The 26,045-nt window shown below is 38.4% G+C and carries 22 protein-coding genes and 3 tRNA genes; 14 read left to right on the top strand and 11 right to left on the bottom strand.

The annotated features are described in order from the left end of the window. Window positions 1–288 precede the first annotated feature (288 nt). Together iolD and AM629_RS02160 are read right to left on the bottom strand one after the other, a co-directional pair. Window positions 289–2,223, bottom strand: a complete 1,935-nt coding sequence (iolD, locus tag AM629_RS02165) for a 3D-(3,5/4)-trihydroxycyclohexane-1,2-dione acylhydrolase (decyclizing) (protein WP_054475728.1) — start codon at window positions 2,221–2,223, stop codon at window positions 289–291. Between the two features lie 15 nt (window positions 2,224–2,238). Then, entirely contained in the window at window positions 2,239–3,750 is a 1,512-nt protein-coding gene (locus AM629_RS02160; RefSeq protein WP_054475726.1) for a CoA-acylating methylmalonate-semialdehyde dehydrogenase, read from the bottom strand. Window positions 3,751–4,054: 304 nt separating this feature from the next. Here AM629_RS02160 and AM629_RS02155 point away from each other — a divergent pair, with 304 nt between their 5' ends. From AM629_RS02155 to AM629_RS02140, 4 genes are all read left to right on the top strand, one after another. Next, window positions 4,055–4,888 (top strand): MurR/RpiR family transcriptional regulator, encoded by an 834-nt coding sequence (locus AM629_RS02155; protein WP_054475725.1) that lies wholly within the window; start codon window positions 4,055–4,057, stop codon window positions 4,886–4,888. A 209-nt stretch (window positions 4,889–5,097) separates the two neighbouring features. Then, window positions 5,098–5,469 (top strand): hypothetical protein, encoded by a 372-nt coding sequence (locus AM629_RS02150; RefSeq protein WP_054475723.1) that lies wholly within the window; start codon window positions 5,098–5,100, stop codon window positions 5,467–5,469. Between the two features lie 264 nt (window positions 5,470–5,733). After that, window positions 5,734–6,069, top strand: coding sequence for a tRNA-binding protein (locus AM629_RS02145; RefSeq protein WP_054475721.1), 336 nt, complete (start codon window positions 5,734–5,736; stop codon window positions 6,067–6,069). Window positions 6,070–6,125: 56 nt separating this feature from the next. Beyond that, window positions 6,126–6,836: a helix-turn-helix domain-containing protein gene (locus AM629_RS02140; RefSeq protein ID WP_054475719.1), complete on the top strand. Its 711-nt coding sequence runs from the start codon at window positions 6,126–6,128 to the stop codon at window positions 6,834–6,836. 66 nt (window positions 6,837–6,902) lie between these two features. Here AM629_RS02140 and AM629_RS02135 read toward each other — a convergent pair whose 3' ends face one another. Continuing rightward, window positions 6,903–8,441, bottom strand: a complete 1,539-nt coding sequence (locus AM629_RS02135) for a peptide MFS transporter (RefSeq protein WP_054475717.1) — start codon at window positions 8,439–8,441, stop codon at window positions 6,903–6,905. Window positions 8,442–9,037: 596 nt separating this feature from the next. Continuing rightward, entirely contained in the window at window positions 9,038–9,979 is a 942-nt protein-coding gene (locus AM629_RS02130; protein WP_054475715.1) for a Kdo(2)-lipid IV(A) acyltransferase, read from the bottom strand. A gap of 327 nt (window positions 9,980–10,306) precedes the next feature. Here AM629_RS02130 and AM629_RS02125 point away from each other — a divergent pair, with 327 nt between their 5' ends. After that, window positions 10,307–10,543 carry a DinI family protein gene (locus tag AM629_RS02125; protein ID WP_054475713.1) on the top strand — a complete coding sequence of 79 codons (237 nt, stop codon included), beginning with the start codon at window positions 10,307–10,309 and terminating at the stop codon, window positions 10,541–10,543. A 212-nt stretch (window positions 10,544–10,755) separates the two neighbouring features. Further along, window positions 10,756–11,799, top strand: a complete 1,044-nt coding sequence (gene trhO / locus AM629_RS02120; protein WP_054475711.1) for an oxygen-dependent tRNA uridine(34) hydroxylase TrhO — start codon at window positions 10,756–10,758, stop codon at window positions 11,797–11,799. A 59-nt stretch (window positions 11,800–11,858) separates the two neighbouring features. Here the strand turns inward: trhO and AM629_RS02115 are convergent, their stop codons facing one another. The 5 genes from AM629_RS02115 to AM629_RS02095 form a co-directional block, all read right to left on the bottom strand. Then, window positions 11,859–12,461: a response regulator transcription factor gene (locus tag AM629_RS02115; RefSeq protein WP_054475708.1), complete on the bottom strand. Its 603-nt coding sequence runs from the start codon at window positions 12,459–12,461 to the stop codon at window positions 11,859–11,861. Window positions 12,462–12,661: 200 nt separating this feature from the next. After that, window positions 12,662–12,916 carry a biofilm formation regulator BssS gene (gene bssS / locus AM629_RS02110; protein WP_036768721.1) on the bottom strand — a complete coding sequence of 85 codons (255 nt, stop codon included), beginning with the start codon at window positions 12,914–12,916 and terminating at the stop codon, window positions 12,662–12,664. A gap of 323 nt (window positions 12,917–13,239) precedes the next feature. Continuing rightward, the gene (gene pyrC, locus AM629_RS02105; RefSeq protein ID WP_054475707.1) at window positions 13,240–14,292 is read right to left on the bottom strand and encodes a dihydroorotase; all 1,053 of its coding nucleotides are present in this window, start codon (window positions 14,290–14,292) and stop codon (window positions 13,240–13,242) included. A gap of 224 nt (window positions 14,293–14,516) precedes the next feature. Further along, window positions 14,517–14,592: transfer RNA gene (locus tag AM629_RS02100), tRNA-Asn, on the bottom strand. Window positions 14,593–14,841: 249 nt separating this feature from the next. Further along, window positions 14,842–14,917, bottom strand: a tRNA-Asn gene (locus AM629_RS02095). Window positions 14,918–15,533: 616 nt separating this feature from the next. Here AM629_RS02095 and AM629_RS02090 point away from each other — a divergent pair. Next, entirely contained in the window at window positions 15,534–16,607 is a 1,074-nt protein-coding gene (locus AM629_RS02090) for a hypothetical protein (protein ID WP_054475705.1), read from the top strand. A 125-nt stretch (window positions 16,608–16,732) separates the two neighbouring features. On the opposite strand, the gene AM629_RS02085 is transcribed toward AM629_RS02090, so the two are convergent. After that, a tRNA-Asn gene (locus tag AM629_RS02085) sits at window positions 16,733–16,808 on the bottom strand. A 118-nt stretch (window positions 16,809–16,926) separates the two neighbouring features. Further along, the gene (locus AM629_RS02080; RefSeq protein ID WP_054475703.1) at window positions 16,927–17,445 is read right to left on the bottom strand and encodes a YlaC family protein; all 519 of its coding nucleotides are present in this window, start codon (window positions 17,443–17,445) and stop codon (window positions 16,927–16,929) included. Window positions 17,446–17,926: 481 nt separating this feature from the next. Here AM629_RS02080 and cspE point away from each other — a divergent pair, with 481 nt between their 5' ends. The 7 genes from cspE (at window position 17,927) to motB (ending at window position 26,039) form a co-directional block, all read left to right on the top strand. Continuing rightward, window positions 17,927–18,139: a transcription antiterminator/RNA stability regulator CspE gene (gene cspE, locus AM629_RS02075; protein WP_010847246.1), complete on the top strand. Its 213-nt coding sequence runs from the start codon at window positions 17,927–17,929 to the stop codon at window positions 18,137–18,139. 600 nt (window positions 18,140–18,739) lie between these two features. Next, complete coding sequence (locus tag AM629_RS02070; protein ID WP_054475702.1) at window positions 18,740–19,432, top strand: MgtC family protein; 693 nt, start codon at window positions 18,740–18,742, stop codon at window positions 19,430–19,432. 962 nt (window positions 19,433–20,394) lie between these two features. Then, the gene (locus tag AM629_RS23185) at window positions 20,395–20,577 is read left to right on the top strand and encodes a hypothetical protein (RefSeq protein WP_152911958.1); all 183 of its coding nucleotides are present in this window, start codon (window positions 20,395–20,397) and stop codon (window positions 20,575–20,577) included. Between the two features lie 2,524 nt (window positions 20,578–23,101). After that, on the top strand, window positions 23,102–23,452 hold the full coding sequence (flhD, locus tag AM629_RS02065) for a flagellar transcriptional regulator FlhD (protein ID WP_054475700.1): 351 nt from the start codon (window positions 23,102–23,104) through the stop codon (window positions 23,450–23,452). 2 nt (window positions 23,453–23,454) lie between these two features. Beyond that, the gene (gene flhC / locus AM629_RS02060) at window positions 23,455–24,036 is read left to right on the top strand and encodes a flagellar transcriptional regulator FlhC (RefSeq protein ID WP_054475697.1); all 582 of its coding nucleotides are present in this window, start codon (window positions 23,455–23,457) and stop codon (window positions 24,034–24,036) included. 135 nt (window positions 24,037–24,171) lie between these two features. After that, the gene (gene motA, locus AM629_RS02055; protein WP_054475848.1) at window positions 24,172–25,059 is read left to right on the top strand and encodes a flagellar motor stator protein MotA; all 888 of its coding nucleotides are present in this window, start codon (window positions 24,172–24,174) and stop codon (window positions 25,057–25,059) included. Then, on the top strand, window positions 25,056–26,039 hold the full coding sequence (gene motB, locus AM629_RS02050) for a flagellar motor protein MotB (protein ID WP_054475695.1): 984 nt from the start codon (window positions 25,056–25,058) through the stop codon (window positions 26,037–26,039). The genes motA and motB overlap by 4 nt, the downstream gene beginning before the upstream one ends. The last annotated feature ends 6 nt before the right edge of the window (window positions 26,040–26,045 follow it).

Below are 26,045 nucleotides of genomic sequence, written 5' to 3'. Positions count from 1 at the left end.
TAAAGTGAGGGGGGTAGTAGATGGATTGATAAAAATTTCCTTTTAAAACAAATTATAACGTGTATTTTGTTAAGTAATTGCTATGTTTGGCGATAGGGGGTAAAGGAAAAGAAAAGGTGATTTTTTTCGAAATAAAAATTTCAAAATGACATTAGGCATGTGATTAGATAAGGAAAAATAACCTGCCACGCATCTGGGTGAAAGAAGGCGGTTTATTCTGACACAATTTAACGTGTTGGCAGGATTTGTTTGCGGTCTGTAGCCTGTCAAATGACAGGCTACCAACTTTTAGTATTGACGTATTTTGGTTGAAACCATCTCCTTTATCTTCTCTGAAGCGGATTCTATAGTGGGATTTTTGGCTACTTGCGCTGTTCCTATTCGCCACCATGATTCATAGTCATGTGTCATGGTCTTAGGTAGAACTTTGATATCTATTAACACTGGTACAGTTTGTTTTCTGGCTTCCTGTAATGCATAAAGCAATTGCTGTTCATCGTGAACTCGGTAACTTTTGCAGCCGTAGCTTTCTGCATTTTTGGCAAAATCAACTTTAATCAGTTTTCCATCCATGCACCCATTTTTGGGGTTTCGATAACGGTTTTCTGTTGCAAAACTGCCCATTCCTTGACTCATTTGTAAGTTATTGATACAGCCGAATCCAGCATTATCAAATAGCAATACCGTGATCTTAATGTTTTCCTGTACTGCGGTTTGCAGCTCTGAATGAAGCATCATATAAGAACCATCACCTACCATGGCATAAACGGGTTGGTCTGGGCCTGCTATTTTGGCGCCAACAGCTGCCGCTATCTCATAGCCCATGCAGGAATAGCCATACTCAAGATGATAGGTGTCTGGTTGTTTGGGCTGCCATACTCGCTGTAAATCACCGGGAAGGGAACCTGCTGAGCCGACAATAATAGCTTCCGGTTCAAGATGTCTGTCCAGCAATCCTAGTACTCTGGTTTGTGTCAACTGGGTTTGTAATGTCTGGCTGTATTCTTCCAATTTATCATCAAGATGGCCGGAAATTTCTGGAATGAAGCCTTGCTGATACTGAATTTCGAACAAGCGGTTTAATTCTTTTCGCCATGCTTCCCGTACCTGAGAAATTTCATTCTGATAACCACTGCGATAACTCAGCTGAGTAAGTTTCTCTGCAATGGCGTTTAATCCTTCACGGGCATCTGCTACGACGGGGACAGCATCTAGTTTATAGGCGTCGAATTCCGTTACGTTGATGGTGAGGAATTCTACATCCGGGTTTTGAAATAGGGATTTGGATGCAGTAGTGAAATCAGTAAACCGGGTACCGATGCCAATAATCAAATCGGCTTCTTTGGCTATCAGGTTTGCCGCAAGACAGCCTGTTGTGCCTAAACCACCGCAATTGAGTGGATGATCGGCAACTACAGCACTTTTTCCTGCTTGTGTTTCAGCAAAAGGGATATTGAAGTTTTCGGCGAACTGACGGAAAGCCTTGTGTGCTTCTGAATAGCGCACACCACCACCGCAGATTAACAGTGGTTTTTTCTTACGGCTAATGAGTGCTACGGCATTGTTGATCATGGCAGAGGAAGCAGGGCGGCGTTCAATGCGATGAATCCGTTTTTGAAAGAAGTAGTCAGGAAAATCCCAAATCTCACCTTGAACATCTTGTGGTAGACAAATTGTGACAGCGCCTGTATCGGCAGGATTTGTCAGAACCCGTATCGCATTAATCATAGCGCTCATTAACTGCTCTGGCCTGGAGATGCGGTCCCAGTAACGGGAAACCGGACGGAAACAGTCATTAGTGCTGATAGTGTAGTCATAGAACTGTTCAACCTGTTGTAAAACCGGATCAGGCTGGCGACAGGCGAATGTATCGCCGGGTAGTAATAATAGAGGAATACGATTGGCGGTTGCGGTTGCCGCGGCTGTTACCATGTTGGCGGAACCAGGGCCAACCGATGAGGTAACAGCAAAAATCTGTTTACGTTTTTTCTGCTTGGCAAAACCTGTTGCAATATGGGCCATGCCTTGCTCATTACATCCCTGATAAACGGTTAAATGGCCGGGATCTTGTTCCAGTGCCTGCCCCAATCCGACAACATTACCGTGACCGAAAATGGTAAAAACGCCTCTGATGAATGGATATTGTCCATCATCTGTTTCCACATATTGCTGATTCAGGAATTTCACCAATGCCTGAGCGGTTGTCATTGTTAACTTGCTCATTTACAGAACTCCAATTTATTCCATAGTTGGCATCACAAAACTGCTGGAATGATGTTCTAATCGGATACTTGCCGGCCAGCGGCTGGTGACTGTTTTCATGCGGGTGTAGAAGCGAACACCATCATTGCCGTGAACGTTAAGTGGACCAAAAATCGAGCGTTTCCAGCCACCAAAACTGTGGAATGCCATGGGTACTGGAATGGGGATATTGATGCCTACCATACCCGCTTGTACGTCTTCGCTGAACTGGCGAGCGGTTTCTCCATCGCGGGTGAATATAGCGGTACCATTACCATATTGATGTCCGTTAATTAATGTTAACGCGGTGGCATAATCGGGTACACGAACAATTGCCAGTACTGGGCCGAAGATCTCTTCTTGATAGATTTTCATATCTGGTGTGACGTTATCAAACAGCGTCGGGCCAATAAAATAGCCGTTTTCATAGCCGGGAATGTTGAGTTGACGGCCATCAATTAACAAGTTAGCCCCTTGTTGTTCGCCATTAGCGATATAGTCACAGATTTTAGTTCTATGCTGGGCGGAGATAACGGGTCCCATATCATGTTCTTTGCTTGCCACAATACCGGGACCGACAGACATTTTGTTGATCTGTTGACGTAATTTTTCAATTAGCGCATCAGCCGTTTCATCCCCAACCGCCAATACAACAGACAATGCCATGCAACGTTCACCAGCGGCTCCAAAAGCGGCACCTGTAATAGCGTTACTCGCCATATCAAGATCGGCATCTGGCATCAGAATACAGTGGTTTTTTGCACCACCTAGCGCCTGGCAGCGTTTCCCATGAGCAGAGGCGGTTGTATAGATATATTCAGCGACAGGAGTCGAACCAACAAAGCTGACGGCTTGTACTCTTGGGTCCGTAAGTAATACATCGACGGCTTCTTTATCGCCGTTGACAACATTAAATACGCCGTTGGGTAAACCGGCTTGTTGAAGCAGTAGCGCTAATTCAATAGCAAGAGAAGGATTTTTTTCTGATGGTTTTAGTACAAAAGTGTTTCCTGTAGCCAGTGCGATAGGAAACATCCACATAGGAACCATGGCTGGAAAGTTAAAAGGGGTAATTCCGGCGCAAACACCTAAAGGCTGCATTAATGAATGGCTATCCACACCCGTTCCGGTATTAGCGGAATGCTCACCTTTTTGCAAATGAGGAATGCCACAGGCAAATTCAACAACCTCCAAACCACGTGTTAATTCACCGATAGCATCTGAATAGATTTTTCCGTGCTCTTCTGTAATCAAGCGTGCCAGTTTGCCTATATTAGCTTCCAGTAATGTTTTGAACTGGAACATCACACGAGCCCGTTTGAGAGGTGAAACTTTAAACCATTCGCTGTAAGCCCGATGGGCAATTTCAATCGCTTGTTCAACCTCAGAGGCGGTACTAAGTGCTACCTGGCGAATTTGTTCACCTGTAGCTGGATTAAAAATAGGAGAAAAACGGGAACTATGACTGGGAATGAGTTGCCCGTTAACGTAATTCTTTATTTGTTCCATGCTGAGTCTCTCTCGTGAATTTTGATGTTTGTACTGAATCGAAAACGTTAGTCATAGATATATGAAATATTTGTTTCGCTTTCAATTTAATTTAGAATAAAAGGTGATTAATGTGATCGGGGTAAAGTTCTTATGAATTACAGGTAATTGAATGAATAATTAGGTACTAATCAATAAGGTAATAATAATAATTCGTTACATTTAATGGATTATTTATTTCATTTTTAACTATGAAAATGCAATACAATTCAACTTATAATGTAAAACTATTACAATTGCTGACAATAAATTTTATGGGGGATTTATGTCTGTAGCATCGAATCTGAATGAATTTCAAGAGCAAGTCCGTTCCCGCTATGGTGAATTAAGTAAACGCTTACAACAAGTGGCTCGATATGTGCTGGATAATACCAATAGTGTGGCTTTTGATACTGTTGCTGTGATAGCCAGAGAAGCTGATGTTCCTCCATCAACATTAATTCGTTTTGCTAATGCGTTTGATTTCAGTGGCTTTAATGAAATGAAACAGCTATTTCGTATGCATATGGTGGAAGAGACGGCTAGTTATGCAGACAGAGCCAGACTATTCAGAGAACTGGATGGCGAACAGGAGCCGCCAGAAGATCCTCAACATATTTTGCAGGAGTTTGCTCGTTCTAATGTACAGGCTATGCAACAGCTGGCTGCCAGAACTGCCCCCGAAGATTTAAAGCACGCAGTAGATTTATTGGCTCAGGCTAAGAGTATCTACATCATTGGGCTGCGTCGCTCTTTCAGTGTGGCGGCTTATCTTACTTATGCTCTAAGTCATCTGGAATGCCGTCCCTTGCTGGTGGATGGCTTGGGAGGAATGTTCAGGGAACAGATTAACTTAATTGGGGAAGAGGATGTTGTCGTTTCAATCAGTTTCACTCCTTATGCAGAAGAGACACTGATGATCAGTGAGAGAGCGGCGAAAGCAGGGGCAAAACAGATTGTGATTACTGATAGCCAGATTAGTCCTCTTGCCAGTTTCAGTGATGTCTGTTTTGTGGTTAAAGAAGCGCAGGTGGACGCATTTCGTTCTCAGTCAGCTACTCTGTGTTTGGTGCAATCTTTGGCGGTTGCTCTGGCTTATCGGCAAGGAAGTGCTATTTAATCGTGAGATAACTCTCTTGTATTCCTGATAAACAAATAACCCGCGGATTCAGCGGGTTAGTTTTTTATTAAACTAACGGAAAGTGCACAATTTAAATAGAGTTTAAACCTGATATTGATAACTGATTTGTTATGTGTAAATGTTATTGATTCCTATTGACAATAATTATTTAATAGTTATTCGAAGTTATGGTTTTAAAGAGGGATCATATGATGATTAAAGGATCGCGTTACATTTTTGTCATTTTATCTGCAATTTCTTTCCAGGTATTTGCCTTAAATTTTGACTACAAAAGTGATATTCCGGCTGACAATAAGCCATCAGCAGACTATTTGAAGAAACGGGAAAATCTCCAATCCAAGCATTGGAATGTCAATGAACTCATTGCGGATAATGAAGCCGCAGAAAAGCTAGAGCAGGAAAAACAAGAAGGATATGAAAAGAAATATACTGCAAATTGGCAAGAGAGCTGGAGATTTAATGATGAAGCTAATAAGAGAATTAATCGGGAAATTGAACGGGAGATTAAAATCAAAGAGAATGGTGGCATGACGAGAAGTAACTTTTTTGATAGAGAATGAGCACTACCCAAAGAGATCTCATAGTAAATTGAGTGATCTGTCGGAAGAAACCGGCAGTTTGTCGATAATTGTTGGCAGCCTTTCGAAAGAATTTCCTCTGCTGTTATGTGAATATATACCCAATGGATTTCAAGATGGATCGCGACGGCAAGGGAGCGAATCCCCAGGAGCATAGCTAACTATGTGACTGGGGTGAGTGCAGCCAACAAAGAGGCAACTTGAAAGATAATGGGTATAGTGATTTCACATTGAGGAGAGGAGTATATGGAACAGATCGAATGGGCTGACTTTGAGAAAGTTGATATGCGAGTTGGCACAATTGTTTCGGTAGAATTGAATCCTAAAGCCAGCAAACCTGCCTATAAATTACACATTGATCTTGGTGAGTTAGGTGTTAAAAGTTCAAGCGCCCAGATAACGGTGCATTACACGCCTGAGCAATTGATTGGCCGTCAAGTTCTTTGTGTATGTAATTTTCCGCCAAAGCGGATCGCAGGTGTCAAATCAGAGGTATTGTTAACAGGCGGTATGGATGAAAATGGTGCAGTGGTGATCGCAGAATTTACTCTTCCTGTCCCAAATGGTCATAAGTTATTGTAACCTGTGCTATTTTATTGCCGAATAAATAGAGTGTATTTTAATTATCGGCGATAAACATGGCTCCTCAATTACCTTCATTACATTTGCGTCAGTATTCAACTGAAACTATCAGCCATAGCCATCACGGACTATGGCAGTTTGTTTTTGGTTATAACGGGCAATTGGAATTAAATATAGGAGGGGAGCAAGGAGTTGTTAACTCCCGGAATGTTGTTGTAATCCCCCCTGATACTAAGCATAGTTTTTTCGCCAGCGGTGAAAATCAGCAATTAGTACTGGAATTACCTTCGGCGCAGTTTGGACCATTACAGCATGGTGATTCTTTTTGGCAACCGTTACCTGAGTCTGCATTGGCTCTTATTAAATGGTTGCATGATTACCCACAACCTTCAGCCAGCCATGCCGATGTTGCCCGTTTGCTATTGGCTCAGTTACCGCAAATAAGTTCATCTTCAGCGCTGATAGTAAAACTGAATCAGGGGCTTTCTGGGCGTTTACATGAGAAAATGACCGTGATGGATATGGCCGATATTTGCACGGTATCTGTCAGCACTTTGCATCGAAAACTTTTTATCGCAACGGGAATGAGTCCAATGGCTTATTTGAAAACATGCCGGATGAAACTCGCTTATAATTTATTGGTCAACAGTTATAATTCTTTGGCTGATATCGCATTTTTGTCCGGCTATGCTTCCCAGTCTGCTTTTACCTTTGCATTTAATCAGCATTATGGTTGTACGCCTGCTCGATTACGCAAGACAAAATGATATTTCCAGATATTGAAATATATAAAGCCATCTTATGAGCAGATGGCTTTATTGTAAGTTTAATATTTACTGGGCTTTTGCCTCTGATTTGTCAGCATTATTAAGCAGGCGACGTATTGGCACGATTAATACCATCAGCACAACTGCACAGATGACCAGAGCCAGAGATACGCGGGAGAATAGATCGGGCAGGTTGTCCAGTTGGTCAGCGCGGACCTGTCCACCAATTAGACCCGCAGCCAGATTACCCAGTGCACTTGCACAGAACCACAGGCCCATCACTTGACCACGCATACGGGATGGTGCCAGCAGAGTCATAGTTGCAAGCCCAATAGGGCTGAGGCACAGTTCTCCGAGTGTCATCAATAAAATACTTGCGACCAGCCAGAGTGGAGAAACGGTTTCACCTGTTGCTAGTACATTCTGTGCAGCCAGAATCATTAGACCAAAACCACCGGCACCAAACAAAATACCAATAATAAATTTACTGATGCTACTCAGGTTGACATTATTTTTGGCTAACATAGGCCAGAACCAACTGAATACTGGGGCTAGCAGAATAATAAATAGTGAGTTAATTGACTGGAACCATACTGTTGGGATCTCAAATCCCATCACAATCCGGTCTGTATAATCATTGGCAAACAGGTTGAATGAAGTCGGCTTCTGTTCAAATGCAGACCAGAAGAATGCAGCAGATACCAGTAGAATAAAACAAACCAGTAAACGGGAACGATCACTACTGCTCAAACCGGCAAACAGGAACAGATAGATAAAGTAAAGCGTTACACAGGATGAGATCATATAGACCATCGTACTGGCTACAGCTACCGGATTGAATGGAATTACACCAAGGATTAGCAAAGTAATAATAGCAATCATAGCGATAACAGCAGTAAAGACCCATTTACCAACGTTTTTGCGTTTAACCGTGGGGTAATCCCAGCTTGAGTCCAAACCACTCTCTTTATCATAGCTGCGCATTGAGGGAATTGCGTAGAAACGGAATATCAACAGAGCAACCAACATGCCCAGTCCACCGATACCAAAACCCCAGTGCCAGCCATAGTCACGAATCAGCCAGCCTGTAATCAGTGGAGAGATAAACGAACCTATATTAATCCCCATATAGAATAAGGAAAAACCGCCATCACGACGCGGGTCATCTTTTTTGTACAGAGTCCCGACCATGACTGTGATACAGGTCTTAAACAGCCCGGTACCTAATACGATCAGCAGTAGACCAATAAAAAACAGGTGATGGTTTAGGAAGGCGGAAAGGGCGATAGATAAGTGTCCTAATGCAATAATAATAGAACCGTACCAGACTGCCCGACGTTGACCTAACCAGTTGTCCGCCAGCCAACCGCCGGGCAGTGAAGTTAGATAAACACTCCCGGCAAAAATACCGACGATAGCAGATGCCTGTTCACGGGGAATACCCATCCCACCATCATAAATGGTTGCTGCCATAAACAAGATCAAAAGTGGGCGAATGCCGTAGAAAGAGAAACGTTCCCACATTTCGGTAAAGAACAAGGAACTTAATGGATAAGGATGCCCGAAGAAGGTTCGGTTTTTTGTATTGTTAATAGAGGATTGCATCTAAGTTTTCCTAATAATACTACACTCCAGGAGTGTGGTGTATGAGACAAATAAAGCTTTTAAAAAGCTCTTTCAGATTTAGGTCTGGAGCAAAAAAAAGCCGCATTCTTATTAAATGACGTCCTGTCTTATTAATATATATTTAACATATTTTCCGGCCAATTTTATTGGTAGACAGGATGTCTCGTACTTTATATTTCATTTTTCAGAGAAAAATCCGATAGAAATCTCATTTTTTACCATTGGTTGATTAAAACAAGGGGCGGACTATTGACTTGCCTATATTTATATCTGGGGGATTTTTATCAATAAGAATAAGTTAAAGTGAAAATCACATAATATTTATAATATATAAATATTAGTTTTAGTAGCCAATTATTGAAGGTAATTATAAAAAGTAAGAAAGTAAAGATGTTTAATTATCAGCTTTGTTTTTATTTGTCAGTTTTATATTAGTTTTGATTTCTTATATAAAACTCAGAGATAAACCAAATTAAAATACATAACATCAATATTGAAAAAAATAAGGATTATTGGATTGTACACAAAAGTTATCGCGGCTGTTTCTTGAGTGAAGAAACAGCCGTTGAGGGTATTTAATGGGTTCTATCAGCTTGACCGTACAGAGAAGGCATACCTTCAGGCCGAGTTTTAAAGCGACGATGTAACCACATATATTGTTCAGGAGCCTGTAAGATTTCCTGTTCTACGACTTTGTTCATAAAAGTAGCGGCTTTCACTTCATCACTTTTTGGAAATCCATCTACTGCTGGCTGAATAATGAGTTCATAGCCTTTTCCGTCAGGCAAACGGCGGGGAGTGAATGGGATCATTGCCGGATCGGCAAGACGTACAAGTATTGAGGTACCTGTGGTAGTAGCTGCATGTTCTACCGCAAATAATGGTGCAAATACGCTTTTTCGTGGACCGTAATCATGATCTGGTGCGTACCAGACAATTTCACCATTTTTAAGGCAGCGGATCATGCCCTTAAGATCTTTCCGGTCCAACATATATTTGTTGGAGCGCAATCTTCCCCATGTTTGCAGCCAGTCCATAACTGGATTGTCATTTGGGCGATAGACACCAATGCCCGGATTTAGCGTGCCGAGAATTCGGGCGCCCAGTTCCAACGTGAGGAAGTGGATACCAATAACGATAATTCCTTGCCCGGTAGACTGAATTTTCTGAATATTTTCCCGTCCGGTTACTTTAAACCAGTGTTCTATTCGCCAGTCCGGCCAAAACCAGGCCATACCCGTTTCAAATATTCCCATGCCGACAGATTCGAAGTTTTTGACTAGCATCTCGTTACGTTTTTCTTGTGGAATGTCAGGAAAACATAACTCAAGATTTCTTTCGGCGATTTTTGCACGCCTTTTTAGAAAACGCATGGAGAATCTGCCCAGACGGGTACCTAGCCAGTAAATAACTGGATAGGGGAGCAGAACCAATAAGTAAAGTAGGCCGATACCAAACCAGGTAGGCCAATAACGAGGATGAAGCAGTGAACGTTGAAAAGAAGGTGCTTGTATCATGGATTCTCTGGTTATTTAATTCCAACAATATGGATAAAACAATATATCTATTGTGACATCTTTTGGTTAGATGTCGAAGTTTTCAGACTTAAAATATTTATGAGATCGATGGTGGATAATATTCTGACCAATTCCGTCAAACTGCTGGCTACCTTCTTTGGGTAGATAATGGTGTACTCATTGATCATTCAGTTTTGATGTCTGCGAAAATAATATTTATAAATTATTGATAAATAATCATTAAAATAGTTTTTCAGAAGCTATTTACAATTCTCATGGACAATATTACTGTATGCTTAAACAGTGATGTTTGTTGAGGGAAAAATTATGCATGTAGAAGTAACTATCAATAAATCTAAGAAGTTGCCAAAAGGTGCTGTCCCTGCCCTAGCTGTAGAACTGGATAAACGCCTTAAGTATCTTTGGCCTGATATTAAGACTAATGTGAAATTAGCAAGTAGTGATGGGCTGTCTATTCGCGGTGGTACTTCCAATGATAGGGAACTCATTGAAGAGATTCTACAAGAAACATGGGAAAGCGCTGATGACTGGTTTCAACCTTGAGGATTAGGATTAGGATTAGGATTAGGCTGCTGGCAGTTTGTTGCCAATAAATTCGCAATCAATTGAAGGGAGGATGGATTCCTCCCTGATTTCAATTACCATGCTATAAATTGCTACTCGTTGAAAATCATTTTCGTTATCATATACCTTTGATGGCGGAGGCCATCACTTATACATCCACTCTTATGACTTATCATTTAGGAAAGTACACCATGCCAGTGTTACATAACCGCATTTCTAATAAAGAGCTGAAAGCACGTATGCTAGCGGAGACTCAGCCTCGTACTACCATCTCTTTTTATAAATATTTTAATATATTAGATCCTTGGGCTTTTCGTAATAATCTTTATCAACAATTTACCGAGCTTGCAGTATTTGGCCGGGTTTATATTGCCAAAGAAGGGATCAATGCGCAGATAAGTGTGCCAACCCATAATATGGAAGCGTTGAAAGCTTTATTGTATTCCATTGATCCTGCTTTAGATAATCTGAGATTGAATATTGCACTTGATGATGATGGGAAATCTTTCTGGGTTTTGCGTATGAAAGTACGTGATCGTGTCGTCGCTGATGGAATTGAAGATGAAACTTTTGATCCATCAAAAACGGGTGAATATCTTAAGGTAGAGCAGGTTAACCAGATGCTGGATGATCCTGATACGCTATTTGTTGATATGCGTAATCACTATGAATACGAAGTAGGGCATTTTGAAAAGGCAATTGAAATTCCGTCCGATACTTTCCGCGATCAATTGCCAATGGCAGTAGAAATGTTGCAGGATAATAAAGATAAGAATATTGTGATGTATTGTACAGGTGGTATTCGTTGTGAAAAGGCCAGTGCTTATATGTTGCATAATGGTTTTAAAAAAGTGTATCACGTAGAAGGCGGTATTATTGAATATGCCCGTAAAGCCAAGGAACAGGGATTGCCGGTACGTTTTATTGGTAAGAACTTTGTATTTGATGAGCGGATGGGAGAACGTATCTCAGATGATGTGATTGCTCATTGCCATCAATGTGGTGCGCCTTGCGATAGCCATACTAATTGCAAAAACGATGGTTGCCACTTGTTATTTATTCAGTGTTCGGAATGTGCAGATAAATTTGAAGGCTGTTGCAGTGAAACATGTAGGGAAGAAGTTAGATTACCAGAAACAGAACAACGTACTCGTCGGGCTGGTCGTGAAAATGGAGCTAAAATATTTAATAAATCTCGGTATCGTCTACAGGATGGAATGAGTTTAACTAAGTAAGAATATTAATAACTGGCACAGAAATTCATGTGCCAGTTTATTTTTAGGTAATGGATTTTTTAATAGAGATATTTAAATACGTTGTAGATAAAACAGAGTTCAATTCTATTACGTACATTGATTTTCTCTGCAATATGCCTTTTATGAGAATATACTGTACTATTACTAATCCTTAACTTTTGGGATATCTGATAATTTGGAACTTCTTTCATCCAGTAGTTAATTATTTTATGTTCTTGTGGACTGAAAATAGAACAACATTCATCAATTTTTTCACGGTATTTCTGAATTTCCTGTAATGTTGTTTGACCCAGTTTGTTAAGTAAATAGGGAAGATTTCTCTTTGTTAGAAGAAAAACATTACTTTTCAATATAATATAGTTATCACAGTAAGGGTATGGATTATTAAGGTATATATAAATACGAGTATTATCTAAAAGGGTAATAAATTTATGTAAATTGGAGCAGTAACTGGTATGGTGACAATAATGAGTCAGGTTAGCTAAAACAATGTCAGGAGAAAAATGATTTATAATATCTATAGCTTCATTAATTGAAGAACAGCTAGCGGTTTCAATATCCTCAATGTTGTCATTTTTCTTTAAAAACTCACTAATACCTGAACGGGTATAATAGCATTCTTCAACTACTAAGATTTTCATTATTGTACATCCCTGTTCCTGTTGGGCGGAGTTCACAATAAACGCCTTATCTGTTAAGAGTCAACTCGGCAATTGCGATAATAAAGTCAGATTAATCCGAAGTTATTATATAATGGTATGGTATTCCAGATAAAATCGTTGAGATGAATCAATGTACCTCCAAGCTGGACACCCATTTGTTTGGGTGTCCGAATTTAAGATTAGTGCTTAATATGGTTCAGATCGCTGTATTCAGAGGATTCGATCTTTTCTATTCCTGCTTGGAGGATGTATATCAATTGCTTTGCAATGTCAGTTGTCAACCATAAGGTTCGGTCTACCATGACATGTTCTGGTGTTTGATCTTGGGAGGACAAGTAGTGAAGGCGTAACATCACTGCATCATACGTATCAACCGTACTGACATCCCAACCTACAACAGGATGCGTTTGAATAACTTCATCTTTACTGCCCATAAAACCTCCTAATCAGATCGCCGCATTAATTATTAATATCATTGACTAAGAGCAAACTACCTCATTCCTGAATGAGTTATTATTAGTATATGCTTTTTAATAAAAGTAAGAAGGTTTTTTGTTAGGAATTATTATCCGGCTTGTTGGTAGGTTGATAACTATACCCAATGGATTTCAAGATGAATCGCAACGGCAAGGGAGCGAATCCCCAGGAGCGTAGGTAACTCTGTGACCGGGGGGAGTGAGTGTAGCCAACAAAGAAGCAACTTGAAAGATAACGGGTATATACGAATTAATGGGGATGATGACCATCCCCACATATATCAATCTGCTGTTTTTACTTCCCAACGGGCATCTTCGCCAGCCAGGAACGGAATAAGCCTTTCATTGCCACAATCAATGTGTTCAATGATCGTAGAAGATTTGCGAGTCAGTTCGACAAATCCTTCGTTAACGGGTAATCCGTAGAATTTAGGGCCATTAAGGGAACAGAAAGCTTCAAAATGCTGTAATGCATTTATCTCTTCGAATACTGTTGCGTAAGCAGGTAATGCTGATGGGGCATTAAATACGCCAGCACAACCACAAGATGATTCTTTTTTATGTTGTGCATGTGGTGCAGAGTCTGTACCTAGGAAGAAGCGATCACATCCACTGGCGACGGCTGTGCGTAAAGCATTTTGGTGAACATTGCGTTTCAGAATGGGCAGGCAATACAGGTTTGGACGGATACCACCAACCAGCATATGGTTGCGGTTGAACATTAAGTGCTGTGGCGTTAACGTTGCTGCTAGATTGTCATCACCCTCAAGTACATATTGCGCTGCTTCTTTGGTTGTTATGTGTTCAAACACGACTTTCAGTGTGGGAAACTGGTTACGTAATGGCTCCATGACTTGTTCGATAAAACGGGCTTCACGGTCAAAAATATCAATATGAGGAGCAGTAACTTCACCGTGGACGAGCAGAGGCATCCCCAGTTTTTCCATAACGTTTAGTAGTGGATAAATGTTCTTAATATCAGAGACACCGTGGCTTGAATTGGTTGTGGCGTTGGCAGGGTAGAGCTTACAGGCAGTGAAAATTCCTTCTTTATAACCGACCTCTATTTGGGAACTGTTGGTAGAATCAGTGAGGTAACAAGTCATAAGAGGCTGAAAATTGTGCCCTTTAGGGATAGCTGCCAATATTCTGTTTCTATAGGCTTTGGCACGACCAACCTCTGTTATCGGAGAAAGCAGATTAGGCATGACGATAGCTCGGCCAAAAAAGTGACTAGTATAAGGAACGACAGTTTTTAGCGTTTCACCATCACGGAAATGAATGTGCCAGTCATCAGGGCGGCGGATTTTTATTGTATATGATTCAGTGGTCATGAAACCGGCTCCAGTATATATAATAGAAAAGACAAGTGCTGAATTCAGCATGTTCAAGCCGGGAATGGATAATAAAGTGAAAAAGATTAAATAGCTATTGATGAATGTAACTTTCAACGAAAATTCCATCCAAATCAATTAGATTAGGGTAGTGTAGGGTAACCAGAGGTAGATTTTCTTATAAACAGGGAAAAATGAAACATGAGGGTAAAATGATATGAAGTTGGCTCCTCCAACTGGACTCGAACCAGTGACATACGGATTAACAGTCCGCCGTTCTACCGACTGAACTATGGAGGAACTCCTTCACAACGGGGTGCATATTAGCGATACATTTTTGCTTTGTCAAAGCAGAAAACAACAAATAGGGTTTGTTTGCTGGCAAACTGAACTTGTTGATCTGTTTTTGTGCTAAACAATGGCTGGTTGCAGGAATTGTATGCTAGGAATGTAGGTTGAATAGCATTATTACATTGAATGTTGGGTCGTAAGAGCGGTAGTGTAAATCAGAAAAGCAAAAAGCCCGCACTAAGCGGGCTCTTCATAATTTGGCTCCTCCAACTGGACTCGAACCAGTGACATACGGATTAACAGTCCGCCGTTCTACCGACTGAACTATGGAGGAATCGTTCCTGAGAACGAGGCGAATAATAGCTGGGTATTTTAGGCTTGTCAAAGGGGAAAACTGCAAATTGAGTTTGATTGATTAACTGGTGTTCAAAATGGCGTTTGTTTGCTATTTTTTAGTCAATTAAGTCTCTTAGGACAGGTAATACCAATACTAATTAATATTTATCTATGATAGTTAGGTAGGGGGAATATTATCTATTTTTTTATTTAAAATATAATTAACTGGGGATATTAAAAATATAATGAAATATATTTTTAATTGTTTTTTAATGTTATTTATAGGTGATTTGTATTTCTTGCTAATCTTCCTATTTTATTTTTTTAATAGATCGTGTATTGTCTTTTGATATTTATTAGTGGATTTTTTCGTCTACAATTCTTAATTGAAAGAGTAATTAATTATTTCAACCATAAATTGGAAAGCATAGTATCAGTCTAGGAAAAATAGTTCTCCGTTGATAATGAGGTTTTATCTGGTGTTAATGGATTAATATGTTATTAAATTAATAATTATTTTATATTTGTATATAATATGCAATAAAGTAAATAATATTTTACCAGAAAAGAGTGGCTAATTTTTCTGTATTTTTTATATAAAATGAGGAAAAGTCATGAAGTTCTTAATTAATACTGATGTAACTAACTGGGTTTCACATAAAGATTGGTTCAACGTTCCATTACGATTGTTTATAGTTCTAAAAGATGATGATTATTCTGTATCATTAGATAATTACAAAAGTAAAATTTCAGTACATGGTTTGAGTGAAGGAGAATATGAAATTGTAAATAACAATAAAATATTCGACTCTATTAGCAGGGCATCTGAAGTTTTAGTAAAAATTAAAACAGATCAAAAAGCTAATGCCACAATTAAGTTTGTTGCGGAAGTAACTGATGCTAGTGGTAATGTGGTTGCTGAAGCTGTTCTGGATCGATTCAAACTGAAGTCAGTGGGATTATCAGCACCTATATATCCGGCAAATTATGATAATATAATTGATAGCAATGATATAAATTCAGGAGTTAAAGTACTTTTTGTTGATTCTAATATTCTGAAAAATCATGAAGTAAAATTCATTTTTGATGATACTATTGTCTCTGTTCCAAACACTCAGGATAGCAATGATATCCGCAGCTTGTCTGTGAAAAGCGATCTTCTTACTAGCGGTAAACACGACAGTGTTTATTACACTATTAGTGAAAGTGGTAGCGCTAAATTTTCTACTGTTCAATATATAATTGTAGAACTAGATGAAGACCCTGGAACAATTCAGGTTCGCCGTGATTTGGAAATGCCTTATATTGATGAATATGATGAAACGAGAGGCCGACCAATTGGTGAGAGTATTATTGAATATGACATCAATATTATGGTCAGCGATGTTAAACTTCAAAATAAGGAGTTTAAAAAAGGTACAGTTCATATAAGAGGTTATTCTGATGATAATCAGGATGTAGGCGAGCTAGTATTAAAAATAGAATCTTTAGTAGCCAATGAAGATAATGTTGTCCGGTTGGGGATAATTAATCCTGAAGCAAATGCCGATGACCAGCCAGGTGGAATTGATTTCTTTAATTATATCGGTAATGGTCGGGTAATAATTCATTACGAAATAGAACTTGTTGACGAAGTAAATATACTACACAAATCTAAAGAGAGAATTTATAAAGTGGTTTTGGATTAATCACCCCAGTACCCCTAAATGTGCTATTTTATAAACAAAAAAAAGCCCAAATTTTATTGGGCTTTCTTGCAGACTATCTGTCTGATAGTACCAGAGATTCCTTTTAGCATCTCCAGACTTGAATTTGGCTCCTCCAACTGGACTCGAACCAGTGACATACGGATTAACAGTCCGCCGTTCTACCGACTGAACTATGGAGGAATCATTCCTGAGAACGAGGCGAATATTAGCGATGAACTGAAACACTGTCAACGCAAAAAGTCTTACAATTTTATTGTTTGCTCGTCATATGAGCATGTTGTGTTATAACTATGCTATTTTATTGAAATTGAGTACTTTTATTCATCATCGGTGGTGATGGTGTTTTGTCTGGTTGTTCAGAAAATGCCATTATGTAAACGTCATAAAAATATATTTCACCTTTCAGTTTCATAACACGTTTGATTTCATCTTTCATTGTTAACGGAACATGAGGATGAGAAAAGATCTCTTCGAGAGCATGGTCTGATATTTTTTCGCTGGCGAACCACTCACCGTTGTAGCATACCCGTAGATCAAGTACACCAATATCATCAAACCGATATACAGGTTTGATTTCAAATAGCAGAATAGTAGCCATAACAATGAAGAGTACAGTAAAGGCTAGCAGTGAAAATAAACCAAAGTATGGGGCGTACCAGATAAGCACAGCGAGAGACAGATAAGAGATGAGCATAGCCAGGAAAAGGTAAGGGTGGTTGCTGAGAAACTGGCTGTTAAAACGAGGTTTGCCATCACGCTGTTCTTCAATGTTAATTCGTTCAAGGTCCCGAATCAGTATCTGTTTAATGATATTCATATATTAACCTGAGTAGATGAAGGAAAAGTGGTATGTTTTCATAGTTATCGGTTCTTAAGGTTAGCATGAGGTAGATGATCTTACGTAGATCAGTTGTTTTACTTTAATCTATGATCTGTTATTGGCTAAGATTAATTCTAACGCTTTCATTAAGATAATGGTTGAATAAATCAAAAAAATTTATAACTAATTTGTTTTACTTGTTGTATTATTGTTCTAATAGTGAGCTTAAACGTGTTTTTTAAAACACGGATGCATAAAAAGGTTGCTATTCCTTTTCTATCATGCGTTAATGCTGCCGGCCTGATAAACAGACCTACTTTATGTACGACATCTTGAGTTAATGAGTTATGTGTAAGTGTTATCCTCAGATAGCCTTTGTTGACGCGTTTCCTTCTTAGTGCCTCCATAAGTAATAGCTGATAACTGGCCAATACATGCCCATGGTGGCAAAATTTTTTTGATATATAGGAAAGTCACAATGTCTGACAAAATGAAAGGTCAAGTGAAGTGGTTCAACGAGTCTAAAGGCTTCGGTTTCATCACCCCAGCTGACGGTAGCAAAGACGTATTCGTTCACTTCTCTGCCATTCAGGGTAACGGTTTCAAAACTTTGGCAGAAGGCCAGAACGTAGAATTCACCATTGAAAATGGTGCTAAAGGCCCAGCAGCTGCAAACGTAACTGCTATCTGATTGCCTGAATGATTTTCAAGTCCGTCACTATTTTAGTAGTGGCGGACTTTTTCTTTGTTGTTTTTCTTTGTTATAGTAATATTCCCTTTACTTATTAACTACCCCTGATTATACTTCATCCAAATTTCATTGGAGAAATTATCATTGGACAGTCAAAGTTTTCGATTAAATAAAAAATAACACGGCAAGCTGTTCATTTCCTCCCGATTTGCTGCTTGCCAAACAAGGCGGGCGGTACCACTCAAAATATCTGAGCTGTACTTACCTAAAAAGCATTGTTATTTGGTACTCGGTAGAGTAGCGAAGAATATTATATTGAGTTTTTATTATGCTGTTATACATTTACACCTTATTACCTCCAGGTATGTACAGAAAATAATGCTGAATTAAACATTCGGCACAAATTTCTGTGTGCAAAATAAATGCACATGATTATTTATCCATTTAATTATACCCAATGGATTTCAAGATGCATCGCGATGGCAAAGGAGCGAATCCCCGGGAGCATAGATAACACATAGATAACTATGTGACCGGGGTGAGTGAGTGCAGCCAACAAAGAGGCAACTTGAAAGATAACGGGTATATATGGAGAATGTCGTGTTAATAACTCCTTTTGTCTTCCATTTATTATCAGCTATGTGCTTTGGTGCATTAATTGGCGCAGAACGTCAATGGCGTCAGCGTATGGCAGGTTTAAGAACGAATGCATTAGTTGCGACTGGTGCTGCCGTTTTTATTCTTAGTTCGATAACAACTTCACCAGATAGTGCTGGTCGTATTGCTGCTCAGGTTGTTTCAGGTATTGGTTTCCTGGGCGCGGGTGTCATTATGCGAGAAGGTATGAATATCCGTGGGTTAAATACTGCTGCAACTTTATGGTGTTCTGCCGGAATTGGTGTGTTATGTGGTCTTGGGCAATATTGGCTGGCTGCAATAGCAACGGTTATTATTCTTTGCGCAAATATATTATTACGTGAAGCTGCTCAGCGTATTAATTTACAACCTAAACAACAGGTCACTGATTTGGCACGGTGTTATAGAATTCACGTGGTATGCGATAGTCATGACGGAATTCTGGTTAGAACTTTAGTGTTGCAAGCTCTAAATGGAGTGGCAGTGAGATTACAATCACTGAGTTTCATTGATATGATTCAACCTGAAAAACTCGAAGTGTGTATTGAAATATTAGCAACATCGACTGAGCAAAAAGAGATAGAAGCGATTGTTTGTCGCATGAGTCTGGAAAAGAGTGTTAGCTCAATAAACTGGAAAATTGCTTCTGAACTATAGGTCTGAAAATTATTGATATAAGGTAATAATAATTTAGTCTAAAAAAAGTGTCATTGTTGATGAATTGCCTTTTGTTATATGAAACAAATGGAGCGTTGCCTACTAAGTCTTTTCTCTGTTAGGCAACGCGTAATTAAGAAACTATTTGGAGCTTTTTCTCTAATAATAAGATGAATACCTCATCAGTAGGTTTTATTAAAATGTTGGTGATATTGGTAACAATCAAAGAAAGCAAATTTTATAGATGTCATCATCAGAGCGATTGTGGTTAGGTAATTTGTTAAAGTCTTGATAAGAATACCTTTCGAGCAAGCGGTGAAACCTGTGATCAAGCCAATAGTGGTTAAGTCATAGTATTGCAAATCCCAAGCCCAAGCCCAACCCCAACCCCAACCCCAACCCTAAATACCTATCAAATATATTGTGTCAGGCAATATTATGTTCTTGCTACTTCTTGGGTGAAATATGAACAGTGATGCTGTCCAGTGGTTATTATTTTTATGGCTAAGTCTATTGATTGTTAGTGGTAGATTTCAGGCTAATTTTATCGTGGCGGTCGTTGATTATCAATTCGCTTTATACTGGAAATAATTTCGTATTGGTATTATTGATTGATGGTTTTACAAGAAAAGTGGGTAACGATGCAGTATTATTATGCACGGGTACAGAAAAATTGATGAGTTGACATTTTATTTTGTTCGGTATTGGTTATCTATTCCAGTGCGGGATCTTTAGAGGAAATATCAATTAAGCTGCAAAGGTATAGTAGAGGAAATGATCTAAGTTTGTTCTTATATAAGAGTAAAATAGATAATAATTCTGCTTGATGGAGAACGCCGTGAAAAAATAATGGTACTAGCTAATGGTTACTATCAGACAAGATTTCAGAGTATTAATTTTTATCAGCTCGATATTTATCCTATGATAAAGTGGAAACATTTGTTGCTTTCTGATGAGAAAGATTGGCGATATTACAAGGGGAACGGATTTTTTTTGATCTGATAGAGAATAGAGTAGCCTCTGCTATTTCTGCATTAAGAGAGAATGGCGTAATAGCAAAAGTTCTTACCGAAGATAATTCTGCTATTACTGTCATAATTTGTCATGATCTAGGATTAGATGCCAAAGCTATTTTAACAACCTAACAAACTGAGCCGATGTGCGCTGAAACCCTGAAAAGTGAAATGGAATAAGATCGATATTTAACAAACTGCGTATTGTAAGAACCCTATGTTATAAAATAACAGGCATATAGTTAGTTTTTCTGGTGATGACGTTAATGACACTGAGGTATTGAGATACCCTGATGTTGGAGTTTTTGTTAGTACAAGTACAGATATATCAGAAAAAGCGATAGATATTACCTGATTTGATAAAAATTTGAGAGGATTAGATGAGCTGGATAGTTAAGGGAAGATAGACGAATAGAAATATCATCAACTACTTGAATATAACGGTAAGTTCAGACTTGGTAATGTTTTTTGCTGGTACCTTTATTCCATTTTTGTCAATGGGGAACATTCATTTACTAGTACAAGATCTAATGTATGATATTTCGTAGCCTTCTTTACCATTGAGATAAAATGCACTTGATAAAATTTTATAAATGAGATTCTAAAAATATTAGATGTTTGTGGTATTGATAAAAAGATTTTGTTTGATTTTCGTGATATAGATATATATGTTGATTTTATGCATTATTTAAGTAAAAAATGTTGTTTTTTGAGTTGCGATTCTACCAATCTAGTGTATTAAATGGTGATTTTTTCAAGAATTTACTGTTTATATATTGTGCATGAGAGGCGTGTCTTTTATCCAAACTGCAATGGAATTTCCAGTGTTATTGGTTACATAACTGATAATGATTCTCGATATCTATATTTCTTGCATCCTGTTTGTTGAACTAATGAGTATGGAGTTTTTGCCCTGAGAATATTTTCTGTGATGAGATGAGGCTGTAATCAGTTGCTGCATTATTTTCTATGTTTGATGAGCAGTTATAATTGTTTGAAAAATTATCATTACTATTTATATGGGAAAATAAATTTTTACTCAAAATCATATTTTTTCTCATCTTTTTTATAAAAATATCATGGTATTTTTATTAATAATGATTATTAACATTATTTCTCTGGTAAAGAATGGTATTGGGGTTTCTTATCATTCTATTACTGTTGGCTATTTTTGCAATAAATCTCAATTAACTATGTTATCCGTAATTATGATTTTAAAAAATGAAATCTATGATATCCATTAATAGCAACCTTATTTGTGTTTTTTACACGTATAAAAAATATTTTTGGGATGAGAGTCGTAAATATTATATGAAATAATGAAAAGTAGGAAAAATATCTTTTAGTATTTTATTTAATTTGTATCATAAGGACATGAATTCTGAAATGACTTATATTATTTATATGAAAATTAATGTATGAATTATATTTTTATTGAATTTTATAAAGAATGGTGATGCCATTTATGATTTTCATTTGATGAGGTTATATATTTATGTGGCTTGAAAATTTTTATTTCTATTATTATGTGTTTTAATAGCATTTTAAAATGGGCCATAGGCTAATAAATAATCGAAATTTATTTAAAATACCTAATGTTTTTAAAATATATATATAGATAATGTGTAAATTTAACTAATGAGTTATAATGAAAAATGAAAATTAAAGGTGAAAAGGGTAAAGTAATTAACAAAAGTATTTTGCATATAATGACATTAAAAAATATGATTTTTGATAAGTTTTTTTAATGATTTTTTCTGGTGATTGGACTGTAATGAAACAAAATGGATTGATTTTTGGGATTATCTCTATGCTAGATATTGGTTACTATGTCAGCAATGAAATGCTACTGTAGTTGTTTTTTTATTCATTATCTTACTGTATTTTATGCTATTTTTGTATGGTTAGTGTTATCTGTGAATGGTGGTACGCATTTTTAGTTAAGCCTTGAGGTTGAAAAAAGTACAAATCTAAACTAAAAGTGATCATACCAGCATCTTTTTTGTAACGAAATTTTACATAAATTTAATCAGTTTTATCGTGTAAATGGAGATGTCAGATCCCAGAATAAGATTATTGTTTACACTTGTTACCTGGAGATAAAACTGGCTTTTTTATCGATTGTTTGACTAAGGGTAGGATTTTTTATCGTTATTTTAAATTTATAAGTTTAATAGATCGTATAAAATCAAAAAATATATCTAATATTTTTATTTAGATAATTTAACTTATTAAAATTGGGATTTCGGATTTTATTTAATTGTTTGAATAGTTAATGAGCAATTCATCGATTAAATACATATTAAAAGACTTTATTTTTGTGAGTCATGTCACATAGTATTTAAAATGGCGGCCTCTTTCCGTTGTATAAGTTGATGATTCAGGAGTAAAGTTGTCTTGCATTAAGAATATTCTTAATCGACAGTAAAAAATGTTATATCAGGTAACGCAATAATACTTTTGCAACTCACTACCGTAATATTTTTGAAGTTGGACGAATCAAAAGTAATACAAAGGATGGTTACTACTCTGACTAAGCCTGTATATTTTAGTTATGTGAGAGATTATTAATCCCTAAGCTATTTTAGGAATTTTGTCACGAGTGGTTTTTCGAACACTAAACTGATTTTTTAATGTAATCGGACGGGATAGAGAAATGAGTACGGTTGAATTGCTCAAACATATTTATGACATAAATTTATCGTATCTGCTTTTAGCTCAGCGATTAATTAACCATGAAAAAGCATCAGCGATGTTCCGTTTAGGTATTAGCGATTCTATGGCTGATACGTTGTCTGAATTGACATTACCTCAGTTGGTAAAGCTCGCCGAGACTAATCAATTAGTCTGTAATTTCCGGTTCGAAAACAGTGAAACTATTCAGCAGCTTACCAGGGAATCTCGGGTAGATGATTTGCAACAAATACATACAGGCATTTTGTTATCTACTCATTTATTTCAGCAGTTATCTTCGAAAGACGATACTTCAGTGAAGAAAAGAGCATAGAGATGGCCGGGAAAAGTATAGTTCAAGAAGCGAAGGATATACAGCTTGCAATGGAACTCATCACTTTGGGCGCGCGGTTACAAATGCTTGAAAGTGAAACACAACTGAGCAGAGGGCGATTAATTAAGCTTTATAAAGAATTGAGAGGAAGTCCCCCGCCCAAAGGGATGCTGCCTTTTTCAACAGATTGGTTTATGACTTGGGAACAGAATATTCACTCATCAATGTTCTACAATGCTTATCGCTTTTTACTCAAGAGTGGTTATTGTGATGGTGTAGAGGCAGTTGTTAAAGCTTATCGGCTCTATCTTGAACAATGTCCTCCTATAGCAGGGGACGCACCTGTTTTGGCACTGACTCGTGCTTGGACTTTGGTACGTTTTGTGGACAGTGGTATGTTGCAACCTTCACAATGCCGTACTTGCGGAGGAACTTTTATTACCCATGCTCATCAACCTGTAAATAGCTTTGTTTGTAGCCTTTGCCAACCACCATCACGTGCAGTAAAAAAACGTAAACTTTCCTCTCAATCTGCCGATACTAATTCACAACTGCTGGATGGACTTGCTCAGCGCGCAATGTGAATTTAAATGGGAAATCATTCCTACAGGTTACGGATTTATACTTTTCTTCCTGTAACCTGGATTGAAATTGTCGCCATTCTGGATTCAAACTGTTCAACTTCCCATCCGCTCACCAACTTAGCTAAAGGATATCGCGTGTTAGTACTTTTAGGATATATCGTAGTTTTTGGTGCGGTAATCGGTGGTTACCTGATTGTAGGTGGTCATTTGGGCGCACTTTATCAACCCGCTGAATTTTTAATTATCACTGGTGCTGGTATCGGTGCTTTCATTGTTGGTAACAACGGAAAAGCGATTAAGGCAACATTGCGTGTTTTGCCAAAGATAATGCGTAGATCCAAATATAATAAAGCGATGTATATGGATCTGATGGCTTTGCTTTTCCGGTTGCTAGCAAAATCCCGCCAGCATGGTGTCTTGGCGTTAGAACGAGATATTGAACACCCTCAGCAGAGTGATATTTTCACCCAGTATCCGCGTTTGCTTAAGGATAAGCATTTGATGGATTTTATCACTGACTACATGCGGTTGATTGTAAGTGGCAATATGAATCCTCATGAAATTGAAGCTTTGATGGATGAAGAAATTGAAACTTATGAGCAGGAAAGTGAGATCCCAGCAACCAGTCTTATGATGGTTGGTGATTCACTTCCTGCTTTTGGTATTGTTGCTGCTGTTATGGGGGTTGTTAATGCTTTGGGTTCGGCAGATCGTCCGGCAGGAGAACTTGGTGCACTGATTGCCCATGCAATGGTTGGAACATTCCTTGGTATTTTGCTGGCATATGGCTTTATTTCTCCACTTGCAACACTGTTACGCCAGCGTAGTGGTGAGCACCTCAAAATGATGCAGTGCATTAAAGTAACGTTGTTATCAAGCCTGAATGGTTATGCTCCTCAAATTGCTGTTGAGTTCGGTCGTAAGACCTTATACCTCACAGATCGTCCTTCTTTCACTGAGTTGGAGGAACATGTTCGCCGGGTGAAAGTACCTGTCCAGCAAGAAGCTGAAGAACAAATATGAGGGCACGAAACGTCTCTGTCATTAGGGTAAAAAGACGTAAAAGAAATGACACCAAGCATCATGGTGGTTCATGGAAAATTGCATATGCTGACTTTATGACTGCCATGATGGCATTTTTTTTGGTTATGTGGCTGTTGGCAATTTCCAGTCCGCAGGAATTGACCCGCATTGCAGAATATTTCCGTACTCCATTGCAAGTTGCAATAAATAAAGGGGAACGTAGCAGCGATAGTTCTAATCCTATTCCTGGGGGAGGGCAGGATGTGCTTTATCAGGAAGGAGATATTCTTCGTCAGATTGAAGTTGTTGAAGCTAATGATGAAGCACGTAAGTTAAACAGACTGCGTGAGCAACTCGATCAGTTAATTATTACTGACCCCCGCCTTAAAGCATTACGTCCACACTTGTTAATCGACATGATGGATGAAGGATTACGTATCCAGATTATTGACCGGGAAAATCGGCCAATGTTTATGGTTGGTAGTGCAAAAGTTGAAAGTTATATGAGAGATATTTTGCGGGCTATCGCGCCAATCCTGAACGAGATTCCAAATAAAATCAGCCTGTCCGGTCATACGGATGACTTGAAGTATGCTAATGGTGAGCGTGGCTACAGTAACTGGGAACTGTCCGTAGATCGTGCGAATGCCTCCCGAAGAGAATTGTTGATAGGTGGATTGGATGAAGGAAAGATACTGCGAGTGGTCGGTATGGCTTCAACTGTTCGTCTGAAACAGGAAGATGCTAGCTCACCAGTTAACCGTCGCATAAGTATTTTGGTGCTCAATAAGCAAGAGGAAGAGCGGATTGAACAGCAAAACACTGGTAGCAACTCGTTGATTATTAATGATAGTAAGGAAGTTCACGAGGCGATTGGAAAGGATTTAGCTGAGAGTGAGTCATCACAACAATCCAAAGAAATCACAATATCAGCTCAACCAGTATCACCGAATGCTGAGCCTAACCGTGATACTGACTAAGGTGAC

The organism is Photorhabdus heterorhabditis (assembly GCF_001280945.1).
In the GTDB taxonomy this organism is placed as follows: domain Bacteria; phylum Pseudomonadota; class Gammaproteobacteria; order Enterobacterales; family Enterobacteriaceae; genus Photorhabdus; species Photorhabdus heterorhabditis.
This window is presented reverse-complemented; position numbering and strand designations above follow the sequence as displayed.

Bases quoted from the DNA above. Each gene is read 5' to 3' on its own strand.
- iolD (WP_054475728.1), bottom strand. From the start codon at position 2,223: ATGAGCAAGTTAACAATGACAACCGCTCAGGCATTGGTGAAATTCCTG.
- AM629_RS02160 (WP_054475726.1), bottom strand. From the start codon at position 3,750: ATGGAACAAATAAAGAATTACGTTAACGGGCAACTCATTCCCAGTCAT.
- AM629_RS02155 (WP_054475725.1), top strand. From the start codon at position 4,055: ATGTCTGTAGCATCGAATCTGAATGAATTTCAAGAGCAAGTCCGTTCC.
- AM629_RS02150 (WP_054475723.1), top strand. From the start codon at position 5,098: ATGATGATTAAAGGATCGCGTTACATTTTTGTCATTTTATCTGCAATT.
- AM629_RS02145 (WP_054475721.1), top strand. From the start codon at position 5,734: ATGGAACAGATCGAATGGGCTGACTTTGAGAAAGTTGATATGCGAGTT.
- AM629_RS02140 (WP_054475719.1), top strand. From the start codon at position 6,126: ATGGCTCCTCAATTACCTTCATTACATTTGCGTCAGTATTCAACTGAA.
- AM629_RS02135 (WP_054475717.1), bottom strand. From the start codon at position 8,441: ATGCAATCCTCTATTAACAATACAAAAAACCGAACCTTCTTCGGGCAT.
- AM629_RS02130 (WP_054475715.1), bottom strand. From the start codon at position 9,979: ATGATACAAGCACCTTCTTTTCAACGTTCACTGCTTCATCCTCGTTAT.
- AM629_RS02125 (WP_054475713.1), top strand. From the start codon at position 10,307: ATGCATGTAGAAGTAACTATCAATAAATCTAAGAAGTTGCCAAAAGGT.
- trhO (WP_054475711.1), top strand. From the start codon at position 10,756: ATGCCAGTGTTACATAACCGCATTTCTAATAAAGAGCTGAAAGCACGT.
- AM629_RS02115 (WP_054475708.1), bottom strand. From the start codon at position 12,461: ATGAAAATCTTAGTAGTTGAAGAATGCTATTATACCCGTTCAGGTATT.
- bssS (WP_036768721.1), bottom strand. From the start codon at position 12,916: ATGGGCAGTAAAGATGAAGTTATTCAAACGCATCCTGTTGTAGGTTGG.
- pyrC (WP_054475707.1), bottom strand. From the start codon at position 14,292: ATGACCACTGAATCATATACAATAAAAATCCGCCGCCCTGATGACTGG.
- AM629_RS02090 (WP_054475705.1), top strand. From the start codon at position 15,534: ATGAAGTTCTTAATTAATACTGATGTAACTAACTGGGTTTCACATAAA.
- AM629_RS02080 (WP_054475703.1), bottom strand. From the start codon at position 17,445: ATGAATATCATTAAACAGATACTGATTCGGGACCTTGAACGAATTAAC.
- cspE (WP_010847246.1), top strand. From the start codon at position 17,927: ATGTCTGACAAAATGAAAGGTCAAGTGAAGTGGTTCAACGAGTCTAAA.
- flhD (WP_054475700.1), top strand. From the start codon at position 23,102: ATGAGTACGGTTGAATTGCTCAAACATATTTATGACATAAATTTATCG.
- flhC (WP_054475697.1), top strand. From the start codon at position 23,455: ATGGCCGGGAAAAGTATAGTTCAAGAAGCGAAGGATATACAGCTTGCA.
- motB (WP_054475695.1), top strand. From the start codon at position 25,056: ATGAGGGCACGAAACGTCTCTGTCATTAGGGTAAAAAGACGTAAAAGA.